The organism is Mesorhizobium sp. WSM4821 (genome assembly GCF_055901555.1).
Genome location: NZ_CM148371.1, coordinates 3,155,311 through 3,178,336, shown reverse-complemented (window position 1 = coordinate 3,178,336; position 23,026 = coordinate 3,155,311). Strand labels below are relative to the sequence as shown.

Annotated in this window: 27 protein-coding genes; 21 read left to right on the top strand and 6 right to left on the bottom strand. The window is 62.7% G+C overall.

What is annotated here, in order from left to right:
• Positions 1-40 precede the first annotated feature (40 nt).
• The 3 genes from rpe to gph are packed head-to-tail and all read left to right on the top strand — an operon-like array spanning position 41 to position 2,021.
• Positions 41-727 carry a ribulose-phosphate 3-epimerase gene (gene rpe, locus AC0NID_RS15285; protein WP_473453946.1) on the top strand — a complete coding sequence of 229 codons (687 nt, stop codon included), beginning with the start codon at positions 41-43 and terminating at the stop codon, positions 725-727.
• Positions 728-765: 38 nt separating this feature from the next.
• A complete protein-coding gene (locus AC0NID_RS15280) occupies positions 766-1,323 on the top strand; it encodes a thioredoxin family protein (protein WP_473453947.1) in 558 nt (185 codons plus the stop codon).
• Entirely contained in the window at positions 1,320-2,021 is a 702-nt protein-coding gene (gene gph, locus AC0NID_RS15275) for a phosphoglycolate phosphatase (RefSeq protein WP_473453948.1), read from the top strand. Before AC0NID_RS15280 ends, gph begins: the two co-directional genes overlap by 4 nt.
• A gap of 129 nt (positions 2,022-2,150) precedes the next feature.
• Here the strand turns inward: gph and AC0NID_RS15270 are convergent, their stop codons facing one another.
• The gene (locus tag AC0NID_RS15270) at positions 2,151-2,531 is read right to left on the bottom strand and encodes a c-type cytochrome (RefSeq protein ID WP_473453949.1); all 381 of its coding nucleotides are present in this window, start codon (positions 2,529-2,531) and stop codon (positions 2,151-2,153) included.
• A 587-nt stretch (positions 2,532-3,118) separates the two neighbouring features.
• Between AC0NID_RS15270 and AC0NID_RS15265 the strand changes: the two genes are divergently transcribed.
• The 6 genes from AC0NID_RS15265 (at position 3,119) to AC0NID_RS15240 (ending at position 8,004) form a co-directional block, all read left to right on the top strand.
• Positions 3,119-3,328 carry a hypothetical protein gene (locus AC0NID_RS15265; protein ID WP_473453950.1) on the top strand — a complete coding sequence of 70 codons (210 nt, stop codon included), beginning with the start codon at positions 3,119-3,121 and terminating at the stop codon, positions 3,326-3,328.
• A 35-nt stretch (positions 3,329-3,363) separates the two neighbouring features.
• Positions 3,364-4,404: an ABC transporter substrate-binding protein gene (locus AC0NID_RS15260; RefSeq protein WP_473453951.1), complete on the top strand. Its 1,041-nt coding sequence runs from the start codon at positions 3,364-3,366 to the stop codon at positions 4,402-4,404.
• Positions 4,401-5,228, top strand: a complete 828-nt coding sequence (locus AC0NID_RS15255; RefSeq protein WP_473453952.1) for an ABC transporter permease — start codon at positions 4,401-4,403, stop codon at positions 5,226-5,228. The genes AC0NID_RS15260 and AC0NID_RS15255 overlap by 4 nt, the downstream gene beginning before the upstream one ends.
• The gene (locus tag AC0NID_RS15250; protein ID WP_473454052.1) at positions 5,197-5,937 is read left to right on the top strand and encodes an ABC transporter ATP-binding protein; all 741 of its coding nucleotides are present in this window, start codon (positions 5,197-5,199) and stop codon (positions 5,935-5,937) included. Before AC0NID_RS15255 ends, AC0NID_RS15250 begins: the two co-directional genes overlap by 32 nt.
• Before the next feature lie 30 nt (positions 5,938-5,967).
• Positions 5,968-6,939, top strand: coding sequence for a quinoprotein relay system zinc metallohydrolase 2 (locus AC0NID_RS15245; RefSeq protein ID WP_473453953.1), 972 nt, complete (start codon positions 5,968-5,970; stop codon positions 6,937-6,939).
• A gap of 201 nt (positions 6,940-7,140) precedes the next feature.
• Positions 7,141-8,004 carry a quinoprotein dehydrogenase-associated SoxYZ-like carrier gene (locus AC0NID_RS15240; protein WP_473453954.1) on the top strand — a complete coding sequence of 288 codons (864 nt, stop codon included), beginning with the start codon at positions 7,141-7,143 and terminating at the stop codon, positions 8,002-8,004.
• Positions 8,005-8,029: 25 nt separating this feature from the next.
• On the opposite strand, the gene AC0NID_RS15235 is transcribed toward AC0NID_RS15240, so the two are convergent.
• Positions 8,030-8,383, bottom strand: coding sequence for a hypothetical protein (locus tag AC0NID_RS15235; RefSeq protein ID WP_473453955.1), 354 nt, complete (start codon positions 8,381-8,383; stop codon positions 8,030-8,032).
• 672 nt (positions 8,384-9,055) lie between these two features.
• Between AC0NID_RS15235 and AC0NID_RS15230 the strand changes: the two genes are divergently transcribed.
• The 4 genes from AC0NID_RS15230 (at position 9,056) to AC0NID_RS15215 (ending at position 13,091) form a co-directional block, all read left to right on the top strand.
• Positions 9,056-10,957, top strand: a complete 1,902-nt coding sequence (locus AC0NID_RS15230) for a methanol/ethanol family PQQ-dependent dehydrogenase (RefSeq protein WP_473453956.1) — start codon at positions 9,056-9,058, stop codon at positions 10,955-10,957.
• Between the two features lie 176 nt (positions 10,958-11,133).
• Positions 11,134-11,658 (top strand): c-type cytochrome, methanol metabolism-related, encoded by a 525-nt coding sequence (locus AC0NID_RS15225; RefSeq protein ID WP_473453957.1) that lies wholly within the window; start codon positions 11,134-11,136, stop codon positions 11,656-11,658.
• A 1-nt stretch (position 11,659) separates the two neighbouring features.
• Entirely contained in the window at positions 11,660-12,523 is an 864-nt protein-coding gene (locus AC0NID_RS15220; protein WP_473453958.1) for a substrate-binding domain-containing protein, read from the top strand.
• 10 nt (positions 12,524-12,533) lie between these two features.
• On the top strand, positions 12,534-13,091 hold the full coding sequence (locus AC0NID_RS15215; RefSeq protein WP_473453959.1) for a PQQ-dependent catabolism-associated CXXCW motif protein: 558 nt from the start codon (positions 12,534-12,536) through the stop codon (positions 13,089-13,091).
• Here AC0NID_RS15215 and AC0NID_RS15210 read toward each other — a convergent pair.
• Positions 13,081-13,284 carry a hypothetical protein gene (locus AC0NID_RS15210; protein ID WP_473453960.1) on the bottom strand — a complete coding sequence of 68 codons (204 nt, stop codon included), beginning with the start codon at positions 13,282-13,284 and terminating at the stop codon, positions 13,081-13,083. The two genes, AC0NID_RS15215 and AC0NID_RS15210, sit on opposite strands and share 11 nt — an antisense overlap.
• A 220-nt stretch (positions 13,285-13,504) precedes the next feature.
• On the opposite strand from AC0NID_RS15210, the gene pqqB reads away from it, so the two are divergent.
• Genes pqqB through pqqE form a run of 4 tightly spaced genes read left to right on the top strand, consistent with a single transcriptional unit; the run spans position 13,505 to position 16,609 of the window.
• Complete coding sequence (gene pqqB, locus AC0NID_RS15205) at positions 13,505-14,443, top strand: pyrroloquinoline quinone biosynthesis protein PqqB (protein ID WP_473453961.1); 939 nt, start codon at positions 13,505-13,507, stop codon at positions 14,441-14,443.
• Complete coding sequence (gene pqqC / locus AC0NID_RS15200) at positions 14,440-15,198, top strand: pyrroloquinoline-quinone synthase PqqC (protein WP_473453962.1); 759 nt, start codon at positions 14,440-14,442, stop codon at positions 15,196-15,198. The genes pqqB and pqqC overlap by 4 nt, the downstream gene beginning before the upstream one ends.
• Entirely contained in the window at positions 15,198-15,491 is a 294-nt protein-coding gene (gene pqqD / locus AC0NID_RS15195; protein ID WP_473454053.1) for a pyrroloquinoline quinone biosynthesis peptide chaperone PqqD, read from the top strand. The genes pqqC and pqqD overlap by 1 nt, the downstream gene beginning before the upstream one ends.
• Positions 15,488-16,609 carry a pyrroloquinoline quinone biosynthesis protein PqqE gene (gene pqqE / locus AC0NID_RS15190; RefSeq protein ID WP_473453963.1) on the top strand — a complete coding sequence of 374 codons (1,122 nt, stop codon included), beginning with the start codon at positions 15,488-15,490 and terminating at the stop codon, positions 16,607-16,609. The genes pqqD and pqqE overlap by 4 nt, the downstream gene beginning before the upstream one ends.
• Positions 16,610-16,618: 9 nt before the next feature.
• Here pqqE and folP read toward each other — a convergent pair whose 3' ends face one another.
• Positions 16,619-17,443 carry a dihydropteroate synthase gene (gene folP, locus AC0NID_RS15185; protein WP_473453964.1) on the bottom strand — a complete coding sequence of 275 codons (825 nt, stop codon included), beginning with the start codon at positions 17,441-17,443 and terminating at the stop codon, positions 16,619-16,621.
• An 86-nt stretch (positions 17,444-17,529) separates the two neighbouring features.
• Positions 17,530-18,981: an aminotransferase-like domain-containing protein gene (locus AC0NID_RS15180; protein ID WP_473453965.1), complete on the bottom strand. Its 1,452-nt coding sequence runs from the start codon at positions 18,979-18,981 to the stop codon at positions 17,530-17,532.
• Positions 18,982-19,247: 266 nt separating this feature from the next.
• Here AC0NID_RS15180 and AC0NID_RS15175 point away from each other — a divergent pair, with 266 nt between their 5' ends.
• The 4 genes from AC0NID_RS15175 (at position 19,248) to AC0NID_RS15160 (ending at position 21,554) form a co-directional block, all read left to right on the top strand.
• Positions 19,248-19,724 (top strand): SRPBCC family protein, encoded by a 477-nt coding sequence (locus AC0NID_RS15175; RefSeq protein ID WP_473453966.1) that lies wholly within the window; start codon positions 19,248-19,250, stop codon positions 19,722-19,724.
• Positions 19,725-19,747: 23 nt separating this feature from the next.
• On the top strand, positions 19,748-20,164 hold the full coding sequence (locus tag AC0NID_RS15170; RefSeq protein ID WP_473453967.1) for a GFA family protein: 417 nt from the start codon (positions 19,748-19,750) through the stop codon (positions 20,162-20,164).
• Between the two features lie 127 nt (positions 20,165-20,291).
• Positions 20,292-20,918, top strand: a complete 627-nt coding sequence (locus AC0NID_RS15165) for a LysE family translocator (protein ID WP_473453968.1) — start codon at positions 20,292-20,294, stop codon at positions 20,916-20,918.
• Positions 20,919-21,107: 189 nt separating this feature from the next.
• A complete protein-coding gene (locus AC0NID_RS15160; protein ID WP_473453969.1) occupies positions 21,108-21,554 on the top strand; it encodes an SRPBCC family protein in 447 nt (148 codons plus the stop codon).
• 170 nt (positions 21,555-21,724) lie between these two features.
• Here AC0NID_RS15160 and selD read toward each other — a convergent pair whose 3' ends face one another.
• A complete protein-coding gene (gene selD / locus AC0NID_RS15155) occupies positions 21,725-22,801 on the bottom strand; it encodes a selenide, water dikinase SelD (protein ID WP_473453970.1) in 1,077 nt (358 codons plus the stop codon).
• Positions 22,802-23,026: the final 225 nt, after the last annotated feature.

Genomic DNA, 23,026 nt, shown 5'->3' with positions numbered 1-23,026 from the left:
CACCGACCGGAAACGGGAGATAGAATGGGAGCCGACGACCATGGGTACTAAGACAATCATTGGGCCCTCGGTGCTTTCTGCGGACTTCTCGCGGCTCGGCGACGAGGTCGAAACGGTCGTCCGGGCTGGCGCCGACTGGATTCATCTCGATGTGATGGACGGCCATTTCGTGCCCAACATCACCTTCGGTCCGCCGGTGATCAAGGCGATCCGTGACCGAACGGACAAGGTCTTCGACTGCCATCTGATGATCGCCCCGGCCGACCCCTACCTCGCCGCCTTCGCCGATGCCGGCTGCGACATCATCACGGTGCATGCCGAGGCCGGGCCGCATCTCGACCGTTCGCTGCAGGCGATCAGGAATCTCGGCAAGAAGGCCGGCGTGTCGCTGAACCCGTCGACGCCGGAAAGCGTCATCGAATATGTGCTCGACCGGCTCGATCTGGTGCTCCTGATGACGGTCAATCCGGGCTTCGGCGGCCAGGCCTTCATTGCGGCGGTCGTCGACAAGGTCAGGCGGGTCAAGGCAATGATCGGCAACCGCCCGATCGACATCGAGATCGACGGCGGCGTCACGCCCGAAACCGCGCCGCTGGTCACCGCGGCCGGCGCCAATGTGCTGGTCGCCGGCTCGGCCATCTTCAAGGGCGGCACCGAGGCCGCCTACCGCGCCAATATAGGCGCCATCAGGCAGGCGGCCGACGGGGCGATCCGGAAGGCCGCGTAAACCATCCATCGGAGGGCAAATTTCATCGGAGGGCAAATATGGCGGCAATCCCACCTGTCTGCGATTTCGGCTGGCAAGCCGTCGATGCCGTCTTGCCCGGCGTCGACGGCAAATCCCATTCGATCTTCAGCCACGCCGGCCCGAACGGGCTGGTGGTTGCCTTTATCTGCAACCACTGCCCGTATGTTAAGGCGGTGATTTCACGCATCGTGCGCGATGCCAACGACCTCGAGGCCGAAGGCATCGGCTTTGTCGCGATCAACGCCAACGATGCCGACGCCTATCCGGATGATTCCTTCGACAACATGAAACTCTTCGCCGGGGCGAACGACTTCACCTTCCCCTACCTCCACGACGAGCGCCAGACGGTAGCGCGCGCCTATGGCGCCGTTTGCACGCCGGACTTCTTTGGGCTCAACAGCGAGTTGACGCTGCAATATCGCGGCCGGCTTGACGCGTCGCGACGAGACGCCGGACCGCCCGGGCTGAGGCGCGACCTGTTCGAAGCGATGAAGCAGATTGCCCGAACCGGCGATGGACCGCTGGACCAGATCGCCTCGATCGGCTGCTCGATCAAATGGAAGGACGCAGCATGAACGTCGGCGCGGCCAGGCCGTTTCGATCGCCAAAGGCGATCCTGTTCGATCTCGACGGCACGCTGGTCGATTCGGCGCCTGATATAGCCGCCGCGGTCAACGAATTGCTGGCCGGCCGCGATCTGCCGCCGCTGCGCCTGGAACAGGTCAAGGCGATGATCGGCGGAGGCATCAGGAAACTGGTCGAACGGGCCTTTACGGCTTCCGGAACGCCGCTCCTCGGCGGCGCGCTCGATGAGGCCAACCGCGTCATGATGCAGATCTACCGCCGGCATCTGACCGGCCTGACCAGGCTGATGCCTGGTGTCAGGGAGGCTCTCACGCACTTCCACCTGAGCGGAATAGCCATGGGCGTGGTGACCAACAAGCCGCAGTTGGCGGCTCGCGAAATCCTGCTGCATTTTGGGCTGACGGAGTATCTCGGCGCGATCGTCGGCGGAGACGCCGTGACATACATGAAACCGGCGCCCGACGCTCTGCTGCTGGCGCTCGACCAGCTTCAGGTCGAACCGCGTGATACGCTGATGGTCGGAGACAGCAGCGCCGACGTCGTCGCCGCACGCGCCGCCGGCATGCCGGTCATCCTGCTGCGGGGCGGCTACACCCAGATTCCCGTCGAAGAGCTTGGCGCCGACCTCGTTTGCGACAGCCTCCTCGATCTGCCGTCCGCGATGCAGAGGCTGCAGGACGCGGCTTGACCGCGGCGCCCACCGCTAGGGCTGGGCGCCGGCCGAACGTTCGAGCGGCCGGCAAAACGGGGCTACTTCCGGCGGAAGGACCGGATCACTTCCTGCGGAAACCGGGTTATTTCCTAGGGAAAAACCGGGTCATTTGGAGAATTGCTTCAGGTAGGCGATGACGTTGGCGAGGTCCTCGTCCTTCTTAAGGCCGGCAAACGCCATCTTCGTCCCTTTGATCTTGGCCTTCGGATCTTTAAGGTACTCCGTCAGCGTGGCTTCGTCCCATTTGACGCCGGATGCACCCGCCTCGGTCATCGGTTTGGAATATTTGAACCCCGGATGCGTGCCGGCCGTCCGGCCGATGACGCCGTTCAACGACGGACCGATCTTGTTCTTATCCTCGTCGGCGACGTGGCAGGCCTTGCATTTGGCGAAGACCTTCTCACCAGCGGCGGCGTCCTGCGCCTGGGAGTGGTTCGTGATGAACGTCGCAACGGACACGACGGCGAAAAACGCGATTGCACGCATGGCATTTCCTCATTGATCGTCAAGGTGCCCTGGACGATTGCGCATGCCGTTGTTTGATCATCGGCACGCGTCGTTTATGGCAGAGCGAACCCGCCTCTCCCTTATGAAGCTGCGGCGCCTGCATCTTGAAAGCTAGCCGGCAGATGAGGGATGTCAACCACGCAAAGATCTAGAGAACGCGGAGCACAAGCGATCGCTTCCAGTTGTCGAGGTCGGCGCCGCCCCCCTTCTGGCAACCGTGGATAGTTTTCAAATGTGGTTTCAACTTGACACACAACGGCAGCTATGCTAGGAATTTATTCATGGTGCTGATTTGCGCCAATTGCGCCCGTGAGGACCCGCCGCCGAGGCGGGTTTTTGTTTCAGGTTTCCGCGCCGTCTTTGCAGGGCTGCGAATTGGCGTTTCCGGTGGAACGCCGCCTGTCCACTCGCCTTTGTTGACGGCCATCGGGCGAACGCGTAGCCTCGACCCATTCCGGTTTTCCATGGGCACCTCGGGACTCCGGCAAGTGGCGATTTTGTCCAGGCTCGCTGATCGGGCCGGATCTCGCCGAAGCGGGCGTCTTTAAGCGCGCAAGAGGTGCTGAATGGATATGGTCGACCTCATATTGACGGTTTGCCTGATTGCCAATCCGGACAACTGCCGAGACGAACATCTCTATTTCGAGAGCCGCGGCTCTCTAGTCCAGTGTATGGTGCTGGCGCCCAGCGAAATCGCGAAATGGTCGCAGGAACACCCGACCCTCAAGGTCAAGCGCTGGACATGCGCTTTCCCGAACAAGGGCCGTGCGATCTGATCGCGCCTGGTTCAGTACGCCCAGGAGGAGACATCATGATGATTTCGCGTCGACAAACGCTCCGTCTGGCAGCCCTTGGAACAGCCGCGGCTCTTGCCGCAAGGCCTTCCTCCGCCACTGCCCCCTCCTCCGCCACTGCCCCCTCCTCCGCCATGGCCCCCTCCTCCGCCATGGCCAAGGTTCGCATTGGCGTGCTGAAATTCGGTACCGTGAGCTGGGCGCTCGACACCATGAAACAATACAAATTCGACACAGCCAACGGCATCGATCTGGAGGTCATCGATTTCGCCGGTGAGGATGCAACCAACGTCGCGCTGCTGGCCGGAGCGATCGACATGATCGTGACCGACTGGCTCTGGGTCTCGCGCCAGCGCTCGGAAGGCGTCGACCTCACACTGGTCCCCTATTCGACCGCCGTCGGGGCGATCATGGTGAGGGAGGAATCGCCGATCCGGACCATCGCCGATCTGAAGGGAAAAAAGATCGGCGTCGCCGGCGGGCCGCTCGACAAGAGCTGGCTGCTGATCCAGGCGCTGGCCCGGCGCGATCACGGCCTCGACCTGCCCGCAACCAGCGATATCGTCTTTGGCGCGCCGCCGCTGATTTCGGAAAAGGCGATGCAGGGCGAACTCGATGCGGTGCTCAATTTCTGGCATTTTTGCGCCCGGCTCGAGGCCAACGCCTTTCGTCGGCTGGTCGGCGCAAGCGATGCGGCGAAAGCGCTCGGGGCATCGGGCGCCGTGTCGGCGCTCGGCTACGTCTTCCATGATGAATGGGCGAACGAAAATCCGGACGCCGTCAGGGGCTTCATCAAGGCTTCCGCGCAGGCCAAGGAGTTGCTGGCCAGATCCGACGATGAATGGCTGCGCCTTGCGCCGATCGTCCGCGCGCAAGGCGAGGAATTGGCCAAACTGCGTGACCGCTATCGCGAGGGCATTCCCAGGCGCCCCATCGCCGAGGATGCGGCCGACGCGGACAGGCTCTACCGCGTTCTGGCCGAGATCGGCGGCGAAAAGCTGGTCGGCAGCGCGCCCGAGATGGCGCCGGGCACGTTCTGGCAGGAACTTCCGAAATGACCGCGCCTGACGCCGGCGATCGCGCGCCTGGCGCCGCGGCCGACAGTTCCAGCCAATCCGGCTTCGCGACGGCGGTGGCACCCGTGCTGACGATCGCGGTCTCCCTGCTAGGGCTTTGCCTGCTGTGGGGCTTTGCGGCAAATGCCTGGCCGAGCCGTGCCTTTCCAGGACCGGGACAGGTCTGGCAGGTGCTGCTCGCGGAGGCGGCGAGCGGCGACCTCTTCTATCATCTCGGCGCGACTCTCGCCCGGGTTGCCGCGGCATATGTCATCGCGATGGTCGTCGGCTCGGTCATCGGCGTTCTTCTCGGCAGCTACCGCGGCGCGGACCGTTTCTTCAGCCCCTGGGTGATCCTGTTCCTCAACATCCCCGCGCTGGTGGTCATCGTGCTCGCCTACATCTGGTTCGGCCTCAACGAGGCGGCGGCGATCGGCGCGGTTGCCGTGAACAAGATCCCGAATGTCGTGGTGACCATGCGCGAGGGCGCCAGGGCGATTGACCCGGGTTACGCCGAAATGGCCGCCGTCTACCGCTTCGGTCCCCTCGACCGCATCCGCCACGTCTTGCTGCCGCAACTGCAGCCCTATCTTGCCGCCGCATCGCGATCCGGCATCGCCCTCATCTGGAAGATCGTCCTGGTGGTCGAACTGCTCGGCCGCTCCAATGGAGTCGGCTTCCAGATCTATCTTTATTTCCAGCTCTTCGACGTCGCCGCCATTCTTGCCTACACGCTGGCTTTCGTGGCGGTGATGCTTGTCATCGAACTCCTTCTGGTGCAGCCCGTTGAACGACATGCAACCCGTTGGCGCCGTCGTCCCGCTTAGGGTCGACATCGCCGAAAAGATCTTCAGGTCCGCGCAAGGCGTCTCGGTCACGGCGCTCCAGGACCTTTCCTTCGAAGTCCGGCAAGGCGAATTCGCCTGCCTGCTCGGACCGTCGGGTTGCGGCAAGACCACGACGCTGCGCATCCTGCTTGGACTGGACAAGGACTTTTCCGGATCCTTCCAACTGCCTGAAGGCGGCTCCAACCGGATCGCCGCCGTATTCCAGGAACCGACCTTGCTGCCGTGGCGGACGGTGGAGCAGAATGTCAGGCTGGCGCTGCCGAAAGGCCTGAGAACGAAGAACCTCGACGGACTGTTCGACACGCTCGGCCTCGCCGGCATGCGCTCGCTCTATCCGGCCGAGCTTTCGCTCGGCCTTGCGCGCAGGGCAGCACTTGCCAGGGCCTTCGCCACCGAACCGGCGGTGCTTTTTCTGGACGAACCCTTTGCCTCGCTCGACGAACGGACCGCCGAGCGGCTTCGGCACCTGCTTTTGACCGTGTGGTCGGCGCGGCCTACGACCGCCTTGATGGTAACGCACAATCTGCGCGAGGCACTGATGCTGTCGGATCGCATCATCGTTCTGGCGCAGCGGCCGGGCCATGTGCTCGGCATGTTCGACGTAAGGCTGCCGCGGCGCTATCGCAATCCACAGGTGATGAGCGACCTTTTGCGGTCGTTCCACCAGAAATTCCCAGGCGTCGCCTGATCGCCTAGCAATGCATATCGAGGGATAGCGATGCCGATCGACAGGGTACGACGCAAGTTTGTGAGCGGCTTCGCCTGCACCGCGGTCGGCGGCGCGGCACTGCCTTGCTGCCTCGGGCGGGCCGCCCTCGCTGCTGCCGGCGGCCTTGAATTCAAGGTCAGGAATGTCGCCGACGGCGTCTTCGCCTTCCAGGGCGTGGATGAATTGATGAGCGCCGCCAACCAGGGCGCGATCTCGAACCTCGGCGTCGTCGTCGGGACCGACGCCGTCGCCGTCATCGACAGTGGCGGCAGCCTGGTCGAGGCGAACGCCCTCATCGCCGCGATCGGCAAAGTAAGCGCCAAGCAGGTTCGCTACCTGATCAACACCCATATGCACCCCGACCACATCTTCGGCAACGCGGCGTTCCGGGAGATCGGCGCGACCATCGTCGGCCATCACAATCTGCCGCGCGCTCTCCAGGCGCGCGGCGCATTCTACCTGCAGAGCTTTCGTGAACAGATCGGCGAAGCCCTCATGAAAGGGATCGAAATCGTACCGCCGACGATGCTGGTCGACGATCACCTGCAACTCGACCTCGGTGGACGCATACTCGAATTGCAGGCGTGGAAGGCGGCCCATACCGACAACGACCTGACCGTCTTCGACGGCGCGACCGGCACGCTGTTTGCCGGCGATCTCGTTTTCATAGGATCCTTGCCGACACTCGACGGATCGCTGCTCGGCTGGCTCCGCCAGATGGATGCGCTCGCCGCGATCGGCGCCGCGCGCGTCGTGCCGGGTCATGGCCCGGTGCCGGCCCACTGGCCGCAGGCGCTGACGGCGGAGCGGCGCTATTTCGAGGCTCTGGCGCGCGATATTCGCAAGGCGATCGCCGACGGAACGCCGCTCAGCGAGGCGGTCAAGACCGCCGGCCGAAGCGAGCGGGGCAATTGGCGTCTGTTCGACGACTATAACGAGCGCAACGCAACGGCCGCTTTTGCCGAGCTAGAATGGGAATAGGCGGCAACGAAAGGCGCTGGAGCATCGGACCCAAAGTGGATACCAGTTGGGAAAATCCGACGCTCAAACAAAAAAGATAGAGCGGCGGCACCCCACCGCTGTGGACGTGGTGAAATGGATAGATTTGCCAACGCATCGTCGAGGGCTTATCCTAAACACCAGCCTGGGCACCACCTCTCTGACATTGGTGGAGGCATCGAAATGCAAGACCACGCTTACCGGAGCCGGCAGCCCGCTTTGCCGCTCGCAGCCATCTTCGCGGCGATCATCCTGGCCGTCGGCACGTTCCTTGGCTCCTCCGGGGCCGCTGACGCGCAGCAATCGACCGCATCTTCGGACAGTATCTGGCAGGATTTGAAAGGCGACGTGTTCGGCGACCGGGCAATTCTGGTCGATACCGGCGTCGTCCGGATCGAGGCGCCGAAGCGGGCGCAGGATGCCGCCATCGTCCCCGTCGACATCTACATCGACCCCGACAAGGCGCCCGACGGCGTCAAGTCCGTCACCTTGATCATCGACGTCAATCCGGCGCCGGTGGCGGCGGCGTTTCAGATCGGCAAGGACGCCGGCGTGACGCATCTGTCGACGCGCGTGCGCGTCAACGACTATTCCTATTTGCGTGCCATTGCGGAGACGCAGGGTGGGGAACTTCACATGGCTCAGACCTTCGTCAAGGCGTCAGGCGGATGCTCCGCCCCGGCGGTCAAGAACCAGGACGAGGCGATGGCGACAATGGGGCAGATGAAGCTGCGCCAATTTCCGCCTCAAGAGACTATGACGAAGGCACAGGAATTGCAGTTGATGATCCGGCACCCGAACAATTCGGGCCTGCAGCGGAATCCGCTGACCCAGTATTTCATCCCAGCGCATTTTGTTCAGAAACTGTCGATCTCGCAGGCGGACCGGCCGATCCTCTCGATGGAAGGCGGAATATCGATTTCGGAAGACCCCAATTTCCGGTTCGACTTCAAGGCGCAAGGCAACGGCGAAATCCAGGTCGAAGCGGTCGATACGGACGGCAAGGTATTTCGCGATCAATGGCCACTGGAGGCTACAGGGCTCTGAAGCCGTCGCCGCGTAGCAGGGCGCTCTAAAAGCAGCGCACGTCGGCTTCCGCCTGCGCGCGCTTTAGTTCCGTGCTGGCGGCTCTCGCCGGCGCGCTTTCACGAAACAGTCCCGAACGCTCCCCCGTCGTCAGGGACATGCTCTTGAAGGTCTCGGCCTTTTCATAGTGGTCGAAGGGAAGGATCGAGGCGATGACGTCGATCGAACAGGAACAGCTCTCCAGCGCCTGGCGTGTCCGGCCGTTCGTCTGCATGCAGCCGAGCACATAGTCGACGACGGTGGTTGTCGGGTAGTCTCCGGCGGCGCCGGCCGGATTGGCGAAGGCCAGGGCCGATGTGAGCAACAGCGGCAAGGTCGACAAGCCGGCATATCTGATCATGGGAACCTCCGGTGGGCCTGGACGTGATGGATCGAGCCCGACGGATCGAGAAGGATCACGGTATCAGTTGGCCTCCTGCCACCGGACCAGTCAAGCTCTCATGCTCACGGTATAGTACCAAAGGAGCAGTGCCGTACCGAGCCGGCATAAGGCCTCCCCGACGGCACGATCCTCCGCTCCGAATCCTGGTGTTGGCCTTCATTTCATGCCGCCCTCACTATCGGCACCCGGAGCGACGGGCGCATACTTTAGGTCGCATGATCCAATGAATATTGGCAAATAAAAATGAATACATTCTGTCAAAAAAATACGCAAAATTGGGCAACTTATATAAATCTGGCTTCCATCACAGTCGATAAATAGCTTTCCGTATGAGTTTTTTCATATTTATTTCTCTATATTGCAGTGCAACATGAGCGGAAGTGATTTTTCTTGCCATCCGCCTGGGGATGACATAGCTTCATCCTGTTTCCGGCTTCAAGGGCGTCACCGTCATTAGGGAGCGGCGACAGTCTTTCGTAGGTCAAGTGGGATGGGCAGTAACGGTGCCCTCTGCTCATCTGGCTTAGGTCGTGACACGCTGCCGGAAATACTTCCCCCACATGAATCGCTTGGGCAAGCCCTCGTGGGCTCAACGGACGATTCGTCATTGTGAACCCTGGGAGGACTTTGATGCGTGTATTTGCGAAAACTGCCTACCTACTAACGACCGCGGCGCTCATGTCGTTCGGCGCGGTCCACATGACATCGGCCAATGAAGAGCTGATGAAAATGGCCGAAAACCCCAAGGACTGGGTGATGCAGACGGGTGACTACGCCAACACCCGCTTTTCCAAGCTTAACCAGATCACCAAGGACAATGTGAAGAACCTGCAGGTCAAGTGGAGCTTCTCCACCGGCGTGCTGCGCGGCCATGAAGGCGGGCCGCTGATCATCGGCGACGTGATGTATGTCCACGCGCCGTTCCCGAACACCGTCTACGCTCTCGATCTCAACAATGATGGAAAGATCCTCTGGAAATACGAACCCAAGCAAGACCCGAATGTCATCGGGATCATGTGCTGCGACACGGTCAATCGTGGCGTCGCCTATGGTGACGGCAAGATCATTCTAAACCAGGCCGACACCACCGTCGTCGCGCTCGATGCCAAGACCGGCAAGGTCGTCTGGTCAGTCAAGAACGGCGAGCAAACCGATGGCGGAAAGGGTGAATCCGGTACGTCGGCTCCCGTAGTCGTCAAGGACAAGGTGCTCGTCGGCGTCTCCGGCGCAGAGTTCGGCGTTCGCGGCTGGTTGGCCGCCTACAATCTGTCGGACGGCAAGCTCGCCTGGAAAGCCTATTCGGAAGGTCCGGACGCAGACACCCTGATCGATCCCGAAAAGACCACCCATCTCGGCAAGCCTGTCGGAAAGGATTCCGGCACGAACACCTGGGAAGGCGAGCAGTGGAAGACAGGCGGCGGCACGACATGGGGATGGTATTCCTATGATCCCAAGCTGAACCTGGTTTACTATGGCACCGGCAATCCCTCGACGTGGAACCCGGTCCAGCGCCCCGGCGACAATCGCTGGTCGATGACGATCATGGCCCGCGATGCGGACACCGGTGTTGCCAAATGGCTCTACCAGATGACCCCGCATGACGAGTGGGATTTTGACGGCATCAACGAGATGATTCTCGTCGACGGCATGGAGGTCGGCGGCGCCAAGCGCGACGTGCTGGTGCATTTCGACCGCAATGGCTTTGCCTACACCATGGATCGCGCCACTGGCGAACTTCTCGTCGCCAAGAAATACGATCCGGCGGTGAACTGGGCGACGGAAGTCAACATGGACCCCAACAGCGACCAGTATGGCCGCCCGCAGGTCGTGGCGAAATACTCGACCCAGCAGAATGGTGAAGACACCAACACGACGGGCATCTGCCCGGCGGCGCTTGGAACCAAGGACCAGCAGCCGGCCGCCTATTCGCCGAAGACCGGCCTGTTCTACGTGCCGACAAACCATGTCTGCATGGACTATGAGCCCTACAAGGTGAGCTACACTGCCGGCCAGCCTTACGTGGGCGCAACCGTGTCGATGTATCCTCCACCCGGAGGCGACGGCAACATGGGCAACTTCATTGCCTGGGATGCTGCCAAGGGCGAGATCGTCTGGTCGAAGCCCGAGCAGTTCTCGGTGTGGTCTGGCGCGCTGGCAACCGACGGCGACGTCGTCTTCTACGGCACGCTCGAAGGCTACATCAAGGCGGTCGATCATGACGGCAACGAGCTCTACAAGTTCAAGACTCCGTCCGGCATCATCGGCAACATCACGGCCTACGAGCATGGCGGCAAGCAGTACATCGCCGTTCTGTCCGGCGTCGGCGGATGGGCCGGTATCGGCCTGGCAGGCGGACTGCTTTCGCCCGATAACGCCGCTGCCTGGCATGGCGCCGTCGATCAGGGCCGTGCGCAAGGCGACGAGGCCGCGGTCGTTGGGACCGCTGGTCTGGGTGCGGTCGGTGGCTACGCAGCACTTGCCGACTATACGACGCTGGGCGGCCAGCTCACCGTCTTCGGTCTCCCGGACTGATACGGGAACCTTAGGCACGCCGCGGGTCTTGTAAAAGACCGAGGCTTGAAAAACGAGAGCCCGGATCACCGGGAAGCCGGGACCGGGCTCTCGATTTCGCCGCGCACCCAAAACATCGATCAATGCCGCTTCACGATAGCAAAACCGTGTCCAGGCGAAATGAAGGAAGAGTCTGAATGTCCGTACGCATTGTAATTTCCGCTCTCGCTCTGGCACTGCTGCCTCTGGCAAGTTCAAGTCTCGCGCAGGCCGAGGACAGCGCGGAAAAAGCCAAGGCGGTGACGGAAGAAAACGGCAAATACTTCGACGCGGACGGAAATCCGACCTTCAAGATCGAAAACGGCACCGTGGATTGGTACACGTTCAGCGGTTACCGCCGCTATCACTCCGATTGCCATGTCTGTCACGGACAGGACGGCACAGGTTCGACCTATGCGCCGGGCCTGGTCAACAGCCTGAAAACCATGGATTACGCCACGTTCCTGTCGATCGTCGCCGAAGGCCGCAAGAATGTCGGTGGCGGCAAGGAGAACGTCATGCCCGCCTTTGGCGACAACAAGAACGTCTATTGCTACATGGACGATCTCTATGTCTATCTGCGTGCCCGCGCCGACGGTGCGGCGCCCCGCGGCAGGCCGCCGAAGAAAGCAGACAAGCCGCAGGCAGCGAAGGATGCCGAGGCATCCTGCATGGGTGGATGACATGATTAGCCGCGATGCATCGAAGCTGCGCTTTGTCCTGCCGATCCTCGGCGCATTCGCCTTGCTGCCTTCGAACGCCCAGGCGCAGGGCGCCGGCCTTGGCGCCGCGGGAGAACTGGTCGACCCCGACATTCTGCGCGTCTGCGCCGATCCTTCCAACATGCCTTTCACCGACCAGAGCGGCGAAGGCTTCGAAAACAAGCTGGCCGAGCTGGTTGCCGCGAAAACCGGTCGGAAGTCCGTCGCCTACACATGGTTTCCCATTGTCGCCGGCTTCGTGCGCAACACGCTGGCGGCCAACCGCTGCGACATCGTCATGGGCTATGCCCAGGGCGATGAACTGGTGCAGAACACCAACGCCTACTATCGCTCCTCCTACGTGCTGGTGCACCCGAAGGGCAACGGCATGGAAGGCGTCGAGACGATCGAGGATCCGAGACTCGCCGGCAAGAGGATCGGCGTCGTCGAAAGCACGCCGCCGACGGCCAACATGGCCGCCAACAAGCTCTTGCGAACGGCAAAAATCTATCCGCTGGCGGTGGATACGCGCCTCACCCCTTCCATGGGGGAGGTCATGATCAAGGACATGCTCGCCGGCAAGATCGACGCGGCGGTCATTTGGGGACCGATGGCGGGCTATTATGCCAGGCAACTCGGCGCCGATCTCACGATCGTTCCGCTGGTGAAGGAAAAGACCGGCTCGCGCATGTCTTACCGCATCACGATGGGCGTGCGTCCATCCGACCAGGAATGGAAGCGGACGCTCAATCGGGTGATCAGGGAAAACCAGGCGGAGATCAACAGGATCCTGCTCGACTACAATGTGCCGCTGATCGACGAACACGACAATCCGATCACGCAATGACGAAACCGGTATGAAGGGAAAGGAGACGATTTTGCTGGTCGCTGCGAGCCTTCTGGGTCTGGCCGAACCGATGTGGGCCGGCGATATCGCCGAACCGGGCGGCTACCGGATGGACGAATACCGGGCGCCGGTGCCGCTGACGCTGCAAGGCGCCAGGGTGGTGACGACGGCGGAAGCGGAGGCGCTGTGGCGGGAAAAGAAGGCCGTGTTCTTCGACGTCATGCCGAACACCCCGAAGCCGGCCAATCTGCCGGCAGGAACGATTTGGCGAGAGACGGCCCGAAAGGACATCCCGGGCAGCATCTGGCTGGCCAATGTCGGTTACGGCGCTATCTCCGAGGAGACCGCCAGCTATTTTCGCCAGGGCCTCGCGGCCGAAGCCGGTGCCGACAAGTCGCGTGCAATCGTGTTCTACTGCATGACGAATTGCTGGATGTCCTGGAATGCCGCGAAACGGGCTATCGAATGGGGCTACAGCTCGGTGATCTGGTATCCGCCCGGCGCCGATGGATGGGAACGTGCAAACCTTCCGCTGGAGGAGAAGAAGCCTTACGTGATCAGCAATTGAGCATACGCATTGTTATTTCGATCGTCATATTTTTCGACTTTTCAGAAGCTACCGTTTCATTTGTCCATTTGAGACGTGATGGACGAGCCATTGCAATGGTGCCCAGCAATGGTTGACTGAAAAAAAGATCGGCCCCTTCGGGCTGGTAGAAGAGGAGAAATGCCATGAAGAAGAGCTGGACGAAACCGACCATGTGCCAAGTTGCTGCGGGCTTCGAAATTTCGCGGTATCTGCCTGCTGAAATTCCTCCCAAGAAGTAGCCCGCAGAGGTGCGTGTCCCTGGCAACGGGGACACGCACCGCCTTGCCGCATGGGATTCTCGTGAAGGACTTTGACGCACGCTTTGCGGGCGGTAAGTTTTTTGCGGCTGCAGATATCCAACTGGCTAGAGAAGCCGCGGAGCGGGCGTTGCCATGCGCTTGAAGATTATCGGTTCTGCGGCAGGCGGCGGCTTTCCGCAATGGAATTGCAATTATCGCCTGAGCCGCGCGGCTCGCACCGGGATGGCTGGCGTGCATTCGCGAACCCAATCGAGCATCGCCGCGTCAGCGGATGGGACCGGCTGGGTTCTTTTCAACACCTCGCCCGATATTCGCCAGCAGATTGCGCAAACGCCTGAATTGCAGCCCGCGCACGATGCGCCGCTGCGTTCGACGCCCATTCGCGCGGTGGTGCTGACCAATGCCGATGTCGATCATGTCGCCGGCCTGCTCAGCCTGCGTGAGCGGCAGCCTTTCGCCATCTATGCAACGACACAGGTTCTGGCGACGCTGGAGGCGAATTCGATTTTCAATGTTCTCGATCCGGCGCTCGTGGCGCGACGCATCCTGCCGCCGGCGAAGGAACTGATGATCCGCGATGCGGACGGCCATGACACCGGCGTGACTGTCGAGAGCTTTTCCGTGCCCGGGAAGATAGCGCTCTATCTCGAGGAAAGGAGCCAGCCGGACGCCAGTTTCAGCTCCGATTCCGGTGACACGATCGGCGTCCGTATCACCGGCGCCGGCAGTCGCGGCTCCGTCTTCTATATCCCGGGCTGCGCGCGCATCGATGCGACCCTGCGCACGCGCCTGGCCGATGCCGCCTGCCTCCTGTTCGACGGCACGGTCTACACCGACGACGAGATGGTTACTGCCGGCGTCGGCCAGAAAACCGGTGCGCGCATGGGGCATCTGGCGATGTCGGGAGATGCGGGTTCGATCGCCGGCCTGGCCGATGTGAAGATCGGCCGCCGTGTCTTCGTCCACATCAACAACACCAATCCTGTTCTGGATGAGAATTCCGCCGAACACGCAGCGGTCAAGGCGGCTGGCTGGGAAGTCGCCCGCGATGGCATGGAGATGGAATTTTGAGGGATTTTCACGACGCGGCCAAAAACGGCCTGTCCTCCAGCGAGCTCGAAGCCGTGCTGCGCCGGGTCGGTGCCGAGCGCTATCACAACCGCCATCCTTTCCATCACAGGATGACCAGCGGCGCGCTGTCGAAGATCGAGATGCAGGCCTGGGCGCTGAATCGCTATTGCTACCAGGCTGTCATTCCGCGCAAGGATGCCATGATCCTGGCACGAGCTGAGGATCCGGCGTTTCGTGCCGCCTGGCGCAAACGCATCGAGGACCATGACGGCGAGGACGGCTGGAGCGGCGGTATCGCGCGCTGGCTGCATCTGGCGACCTCGCTCGGTCTAGATGCCGATGCGGTGAAGAGCGAAAGGCTGGCCCTGCCGGCGACGCGTTTCGCGGTCGGCGCCTACCTCTCCTTCTGTACGAATAGGACGCTGTTCGAGGCGGTCGCGTCGTCGCTGACCGAGATGTTCTCGCCGGTCATCATTGGCGAGCGGGTGCCGGCGATGCTGGCCAAATACGATTACATCACCGAGGATACACTGGCTTATTTCAAGCGACGGCCGGAGCAGGCCTCGCGCGACGCCGACTTCGCCCTCGCCTATGTGCTTGGCCATGCCGACACGGCCGAACGCCAGCAGCAGGCGATCGATGCGCTGGTGTTCAAATGTGATATGCTCTGGGCCATGCTCGACGCGCTTCAACACGCCTATGGCGAGCCCGGAAACATCCCGCCCGGCGCCTTCCGCCCGGAGGCAGCCCAGTGATGACGCTGCGCGAAAGAGCCTTGGTGTCGCCGCGATCGGTGCCATCGCTGCCGAAGCACGTGCGCATACAGTACGACCCGGTGCGGCAGGCATTTGCCGTGCTTTCGCCGGAGAAGGTGTTCTGGCCGAACGAGATCAGTCTCGATATATTGCGCCGCTGCGATGGACGCTCCACGGTCGGCCACATCATTGCCGATCTTGCCGTGGATTATGACGCCGAACAGGAGGTCGTGGCGGCCGACGTCATCGCCTTCCTGCAGGAATGGTCGGACAAGCTGCTGGTCAAGCTATGAGCGAGCCCCTTCTCCCTCCGATCGGCATGCTGGCGGAACTGACGCATCGCTGCCCGCTGCAATGCCCTTATTGCTCCAATCCGCTCGAATTGCTGAAGGCCAATCGCGAACTTGATACGCAGACCTGGCTCGACCTGTTCTCGCAGGCCGCCGATCTCGGCGTTCTCCAGGTGCATCTGTCCGGCGGTGAGCCTACGCTGCGCCGCGACCTCGAGCAACTGATCGCCGGGCTTTCGGCGCGCGGCGTCTACACCAACCTGATCACCGCTGGCGTCGGTATTGCCGAAGGCCGCATCGAGGCGTTTGCCGAAGCCGGGCTCGACCATCTGCAACTGAGCTTTCAAGGCGCAAGGCCGGCGACCACCGACCGCATCGGCAACCACAAGGGCGGCCACGAAAAGAAGCTGGAGACGGCACGCCGCGCTCGCGCGGCCGGCCTGCCGCTGACCATCAACGCGCCGATCCATCGCCACAACATCGAGGAGGTGCCGGAGTTCATCGATCTGGCGCTTGCGCTGGGCGCCGAACGGCTCGAGATCGCCAACGTGCAGTATGCCGGCTGGGCGCTGACCAATCGCGATCAACTGATGCCCGAGCGTGATGCAGTCGAACGGCAGGCGGAGATCGTCGCGGCGGCGCGCGAACGGCTTACCGGCATCATGAACATCGATTTCGTACCGCCGGATTATTTCGCCATCTATCCCAAGCCGTGCATGGGCGGCTGGGCGCGCGACGCCTTCATGGTGACGCCCGACGGCACCGTGCTGCCGTGCCATGCGGCGCAGACCATCCCGTCGCTCAGCTTCGAGCGTTTTGGACCCCGCAGCCTGGCCGAGATATGGACCGGTTCACCGGCCTTCAATGCTTTCCGCGGCACGGACTGGATGCAGCAGCCCTGCCGCAGCTGCGAACGGCGTGAAATCGACTGGGGCGGCTGCCGCTGCCAGGCGATGGCGATCGCCGGCGATGCCGCCGCGACGGACCCGGCTTGCGCGAAATCGCCGATCCATGCGCGCATGGCAATGCTGATCGACGAGGCCCAGCGTGCCGCGGCAGTTCCCTCGACGGAAGAACCATTCGTCTACCGGCGGATCGGCTTCGTGACCGAGCCCGCCTGACGCAATCTTCTATTGCATGCGCTCGCGCACCGCGTCGGCGAAAGCCAGTGCGTCGCGATTGACCGCGACATTGTGCACGCGAAAGATCGAAGCGCCCTTCAACCGCAGGATGACGCTGGTTGCCGCCGTGCCGACGTCGCGCGCCTCATCGCTTTCGCCGACCAGGTGACGGGCAAGACGCTTGCGTGAGGTGCCGACGAGCAATGGAAAACCGAGAGCGCGCAATTCTTCGAAGCGAGCCATGAGCGCGAGGTTTTCTTCTCCGTCCTTGGCGAAGGCGAAACCCGGGTCCAGCACGATCCGGTCGTCCGCAACGCCGGCGTCGCGCGCGATCTCCAGCGATCTGTTCAGGAACCTGAACTGGTCGGCGATCACATCCGCCAGTTTTTCGCGGCCGCGCCCGGTATGCATGATGACTAGGCCGGCGCCGGTTTCCGCCGCGACATGCGCGATGTCGGGTTCGCGCTGCAGGCCATGCACGTCGTTGACGATATGCGCGCCCGCCGCGACTGCCAGGCGCGCCGTCTCGGCCCGGTAGGTGTCGACCGAAACGAGGCCGCCATCGGACGACAGCGCCTCGATGACCGGGAGAATGCGCGATTGTTCCTCCAGCGCCGATACGACGCCGGCGCCGGGCCGGGTGGACTCGCCACCGACATCGATGATCGCCGCGCCCTCACCGGTCATGCGTCGCGCCTGCTGGAGCGCCCGTTCCGGCCGGTCGAATTCTCCCCCGTCGGAAAAACTGTCCGGCGTGACGTTCAAAATCCCCATCAGCTGCGATTTCGCGCCAAGATCGAGATGCCGTCCATGGGCAAGTTGCCAGCGCGTCATGCATCAACCTTCTGTCGTGTTGGAAGCCATTCGGCTCGGCGCGGCTGTCGTTTCTGTATCGCTGTTCGGCGCAGGCATGTCGGCGGTCACCCGCGGGCAACTCTGCTCAGTGCCATAGTTTCCGCCAGTTCTCCCACGCGCCGCAGGGCGTGGCGATGGGCGTCGTCCCAGCGTCCGCCGAGCCCGAGCCGAATGCAGTGGCGGAAATGGTTCGTCGCGCTGAACATCTTGCCCGGGGCGATCACGATGCTCTCGGCCAGGGAGGCCTGGAACAGGTCGAGTGAATCGATGCCGTGCGGCAGTTCGACCCACAGAATGAAACCGCCCTGCGGATCGGTGACGCGCGTGCCTTCCGGAAAGTGCCGCGCGATCAGCCCACGCGCTTCGTCGACCCGCGCCGAAATCGTTGCGCGGATCTGACGGTACCCAGCCTCGATGCCGGGCTGCGCCAGCAGATCGGCCAAGGCCCGCTCGATTATCGCCGTCTGGCTGCCGCTGGTCGATTCCTTCATGCGCACAAGCTTCGCGCCCCAGCGCCCGGCGTCGACCCAGCCGAGCCGAAGCCCTGGCGCGATCGTCTTGGAGAACGAGCCGCAAATCATCACGTGCCCCGTCGTGTCGAACGAGCGCACCGCCTGGCGCTGGTCTTCGTGTTCGGCAAGGTCGTTGTAGAGGACATCTTCGATCAGCGGGATACCGCGTTCGGCGACCATTTGCGCGAGGCGCCGCCGATCGGCCAGGGGTATGCTCGATCCGATCGGATTGGAGAGCGTGGGCACCGCAAGCACGGCCTTGATCGGCTGTGTGTCAAAGGCGAGCTGCAGGGCATCGAGCGAGAACCCGGTGCGCGGATGCGTCGGAATCTCAAGTGCGCGCAGGTGCAGGTTCTCGAGGATCTCCAGAAAAGCGAAGAGGGTCGGCGATTCGAGCGCGACGATGTCGCCCGGTCGCGTCACCGCGCGCAGACACAGCGTAATCGACTCGAGGCAGCTGTTTGTCACCACGACGTCGCGCGGGTCGATCTGGCACCCCATGCGCAGCGCATGGCGTGCAATTGCCCGGCGCAGGCTCTCGTCGCCGTAACCGGTCGTGTACTGACATAACGTCGCGCGATGGCGTTGCACGGCACGGCTGACCGCACGGCGCACCCGTTCCTCGGCGAACAGCGCCGCGCCCGGACAGGCAGCGCCGAACGATGCGTAACGGGGATCGTGCGCCAGGTGCATCACGCGCGCCGCGAGCGAACTGACGTCCACTGCCATGGAATCCGCCGGGGGAGTCGAGGTTTCGGGTTCGGGGAGGCGCGGCGGCCGCGCGGCGACGAAATAACCCGAGCGCGGCCTCGCCTCGATCAGGTGTGCGTCCTCGAGTATACGGTAGGCCTGCAGGACAGTGCCGATAGAGACGTCGCGGCTGCGCGCCAGTTCGCGCACCGAGGGGATGCGTTCGCCGCGAACGAGCGTTCCGGCGCGGATCGGTGTTGCGAGCGATTCTGCCACCTGCAGATACAGAATCTCGACGGGTTCTTGATCCAGCATGCTCCTTACCTACCGCGAATCCACCGACGCCGACTGATACAGATGGCTGCCTTCTCGGATGGTACAGTTCGTCCAGACACAACACTGTACCATATCAGATGCCTGGTCACTGTGACTGTGGGCGCCACGGGTGGGGATTTATCGTTCATCCATGTCCGGCAAGCAGCCGAGCGTGCGATCGGAGCGATCAATCGCGACAGGATTGTCACTCACACGAGTCCCGTTCCGCCATCTACCTGTACTCGTGAAACAAAAGGAGCGTAGCAATGACCAACGAAGTGACCAGCTTTACTTATACGACCTATATCGTCTCGACGCCGGGAAGGGTGCTCGAGGCCATAACGAAACCAGACCTCGCACGGCGCTACTGGGGCCACGAGAACGTCTCTGACTGGAAGCCCGGCTCGAGATGGGAGCATATCCGCACCAATGATGAACGGACCGTCGAACTCGTCGGCGAGGTCATCGAGGTCTCCCCGCCGACCCGTCTCGTCATCACCTGGGCAAACGCTTCGCAGGCGTCTGATCCGGCGAGCCACAGCCGGGTGACCTTCGAGTTCGAGGAATACGAGGCCATGGTCCGGCTGACCGTCACCCATGACGATCTCGAAGCCGGCAGCGGAATGGCGAACGGCATCAGACGCGGTTGGCCGATCGTTCTCTCCAGCCTGAAATCCTTCCTCGAAACGGGCCAGGCGATCAATGTCTTCGCGAAGCCGCGCGCGTCGGAACTGGCGGCCTGACACCGCAGCAAGGAGCCGAGCACATGAGCACTTCCTATACCGGCGGATGCGCGTGCGGCGCGGTCCGCTACGAGGCAAAGGCAGCCCCCGTCTTCGAGAACCACTGCCAATGCCGCGATTGCCAGAAAAGAAGCGGCACCGGTCACGAATCCTATCTGACGTTTCCGTCGCGAGCGGACGTGAAGATCACCGGCACGGCGACGGACTGGCGCGTCGTGGCGGACAGCGGGAACGAGAAAATCCATTCCTTCTGCCCGGTCTGCGGCACGCCGGTCTACGTGACGTTCGCCGCCATGCCGGACTCGATCGCGGTCCATGCCGCAAGCCTTGACGATCCGGGCCGGTTCAATCCGACCGTCGTGACGTACGGCATCCGGGCCCTCCCCTGGGACACGATGGAAACCAGGTTGAAGACGTTCGAGAAGATGCCGTCAGGCTAACCGGCCCGGCGTCATAGCGGACGCGCACCGCGGCAATTCCGGCTCCTGGAAACGGATCACGTGCCCCTAGGGCGCGGTCGTCGGTTGACGTCGGTGCCCGCCCCAAACTCAAGCAAAGGAAAAGACCATGTTTCCGCTCGACATCTGGTTGGCCTACACCCTTGCGAGCGTCCTCATTGTCCTGGCGCCTGGGCCCGACATCGTTCTCTCGATCGCGCGTGGTCTGAGCCAGGGCCGCCTCGCGGCAATGCTTTCCGGATCGGGAGCCGGCACCGGCATCCTGTTCCACACGGTCGCCGCCGCCTACGGCCTTGCTCTGATCATCCAGACTTCTGCCATGGCTTTCCTGGCGATCAAGCTGGTGGGAGCGGCCTATCTGATCTGGCTGGGTACCAGGGCTCTGCTCTACCGCAACCTCGTCACCTTTGCGCCGGTCACCAGGCGTCCGCTGCATGCGATCTATCTGGCCGGCCTCATGTCCAACGTACTGAACCCCAAGATCGGCTTGTTTGTCCTGGCGTTCATCCCGCAGTTCGTCAGCGCCGAACGCGGCCCGGTCGAGGTTCAGATGATGACCTACGGCGCGTGGCTCGCAGTCATCGCGGTCGTCGGTCTCTCCATCATCGGCGGCTTCGCTTCGGCCCTGAGCAATTGGCTGCTTCGCCGTCCGCTGGTGGTGGCCGGGATCAATATCGGTGCAGGCCTGACTTTTGTGACCACGGGACTGTCTGCCGCAGCCATCAAACCAAACTGAGCGATCAGTTTTTCGGGCCATTCCCGGAAGCGTGACGGCTGCCAGCCGCCGCCGACCCGAAAGATCGCCCTACACCCGCTCGGTCGGTCCGAAGAGCGGAATGTGAGCAAGACGGACCTAGGCCGCGCCCGTTCATACCCCGGTGGAGACCACCGGTCCCACGCCGGCGCCAACCCAAGGAGTACTGAAATGGTCGACATTCTGCACCGAGTGGGCATCAATGCTTCGCCTCGCGATGTCTATAACGCCCTCACCACCCTCGACGGGCTTTCCAGTTGGTGGACAAGCGATACCCAGGGGCGGCCCGAGACCGGGGGCGTGATCAAATTCAGGTTCGGCGACCGCGGCTTCTTCGACATGAAGGTGCTCGAGCTCGAGCCGGAAAAGCACGTGATGTGGGAAGTGGTGGACGGGCCGAAGGAGTGGATCGGCACCAAGGTCATCTGGAACCTCTCGCCGGAAGGCGCGGGAACGACCATCCGCTTCAAGCAGCAGGGCTGGCGGGAGCCTGTGGACTTCATGCACCACTGCAGCACCAAATGGGCCAGCTTCTTGTTCAGCCTCAAGGCACAGCTCGAAAACGGCAAGGGCAGCCCCTATCCGAACGATTTCCTGATCAGTATCGACTTTGACTGAAGCGGCGCGGAGGCCAGCCGATTTGCGCCTCGTCGTCGCGGAGGAGAGGTGCGGGTGAGGAGGCAGGGGCGACCTCTCTGCCTCTTCCCAAGTTTCACGCACAAGGGTTCAACGGGGTCCAAAGGAGATGTGGCTAGGCTGAAAGGGCCGTGACGCGCGCTTTGACGGCTTCATGCCTGGACCGTTATGGCGGGCGCGCCGGGCTCGGCATGGCCGATCACGCGGGCCGACACGTAACCGTCCGCGACAATCTTTTCGACCAGGGCCGCCGCTTTATCGCGCGCGCAGGCGACGAGCAGTCCGCCCGAAGTCTGTGGATCGGTTAGAAGATGGCGCCGCCACTCCGGCATGTCGGCAGGCAAGAGCACCGCATCGCCATAGCTTGCCCAGTTGCGCCGCGACGCGCCGGTGACGAAACCTTGCTCCGCCAGCAGCGCGGCGTCGGAAAAGAGCGGAACGTCGCGGTCACGGATGACGAGCGCGCAGCCTGAGCCGCGCGCCATCTCGAGCGCATGCCCAAGCAGGCCGAAACCGGTCACGTCGGTGATCGCATGGACGCTCTCATCCTGCGAGAGTTCCGATCCGATCCGGTTGAGCAAGGTGGTCGAGGCGATCATCTCGGCATAGCCGCCGGGCGGCAGCGCCTGCTTCTTGATGGCGGCGCAGTAGATGCCGACGCCGAGCGCCTTCGTCAGGATCAAGGCGTCTCCTGGCCTCGCACCCGAATTGCGCCTGATGTCTTCGGGCCGGCATGTGCCGATCACGGCAAGGCCATAGATCGGCTCCGGCGAGTCGATCGAGTGGCCGCCGGCGACCGGGATTCCGGCCGTGGCGCAAACTGCCTGGCCGCCCCTCAGAATGTCTCGGACCATATGCGTCGGCAGCTTGTCGAGCGGCATGCCGAGAATGGCCAGCGCCATGATTGGCCGGCCGCCCATCGCATAGACGTCGGAGATCGCGTTGGTCGCCGCGATCCGGCCGAAATCATACGGATCGTCGACCATGGGCATGAAGAAATCGGTGGTGGCTATGACACAAGTGTCGTTGTCGAGCTGCCAGACGGCGGCGTCGTCTCCGGTCTCGGTGCCGACAAGAAGCCGGCGAAAGGAGTTGGCCTCGACCTGGTCAGCGAGAAGCTGCTGAAGGACGGACGGCGCCAGCTTGCAGCCGCAGCCGCCGCCGTGGGCGAGGCTGGTCAGGCGAAGCACAGGAGCGTCGGCGATTTCAGGCGAGACGGCGATTGCCATGGCAAGCCTCCTTGGATTGGCACCGAGCGAGACACCGACCGGAATTGGCCTTGGCCGCACGCTGGCGATCGTTCGGGGATCGATTGGACGGAACGGAGAGATCGGACGCGGAAACGGTGAGAGCGCTCCGAAGACGCCTGGCGGAAGGCGAAAAAGCGGGACAAATGTCCGACCTCGGAGCGCGCGCTTACGCCGCCGTCGGCCGTCGTCCGAAAAGCGCCCCGG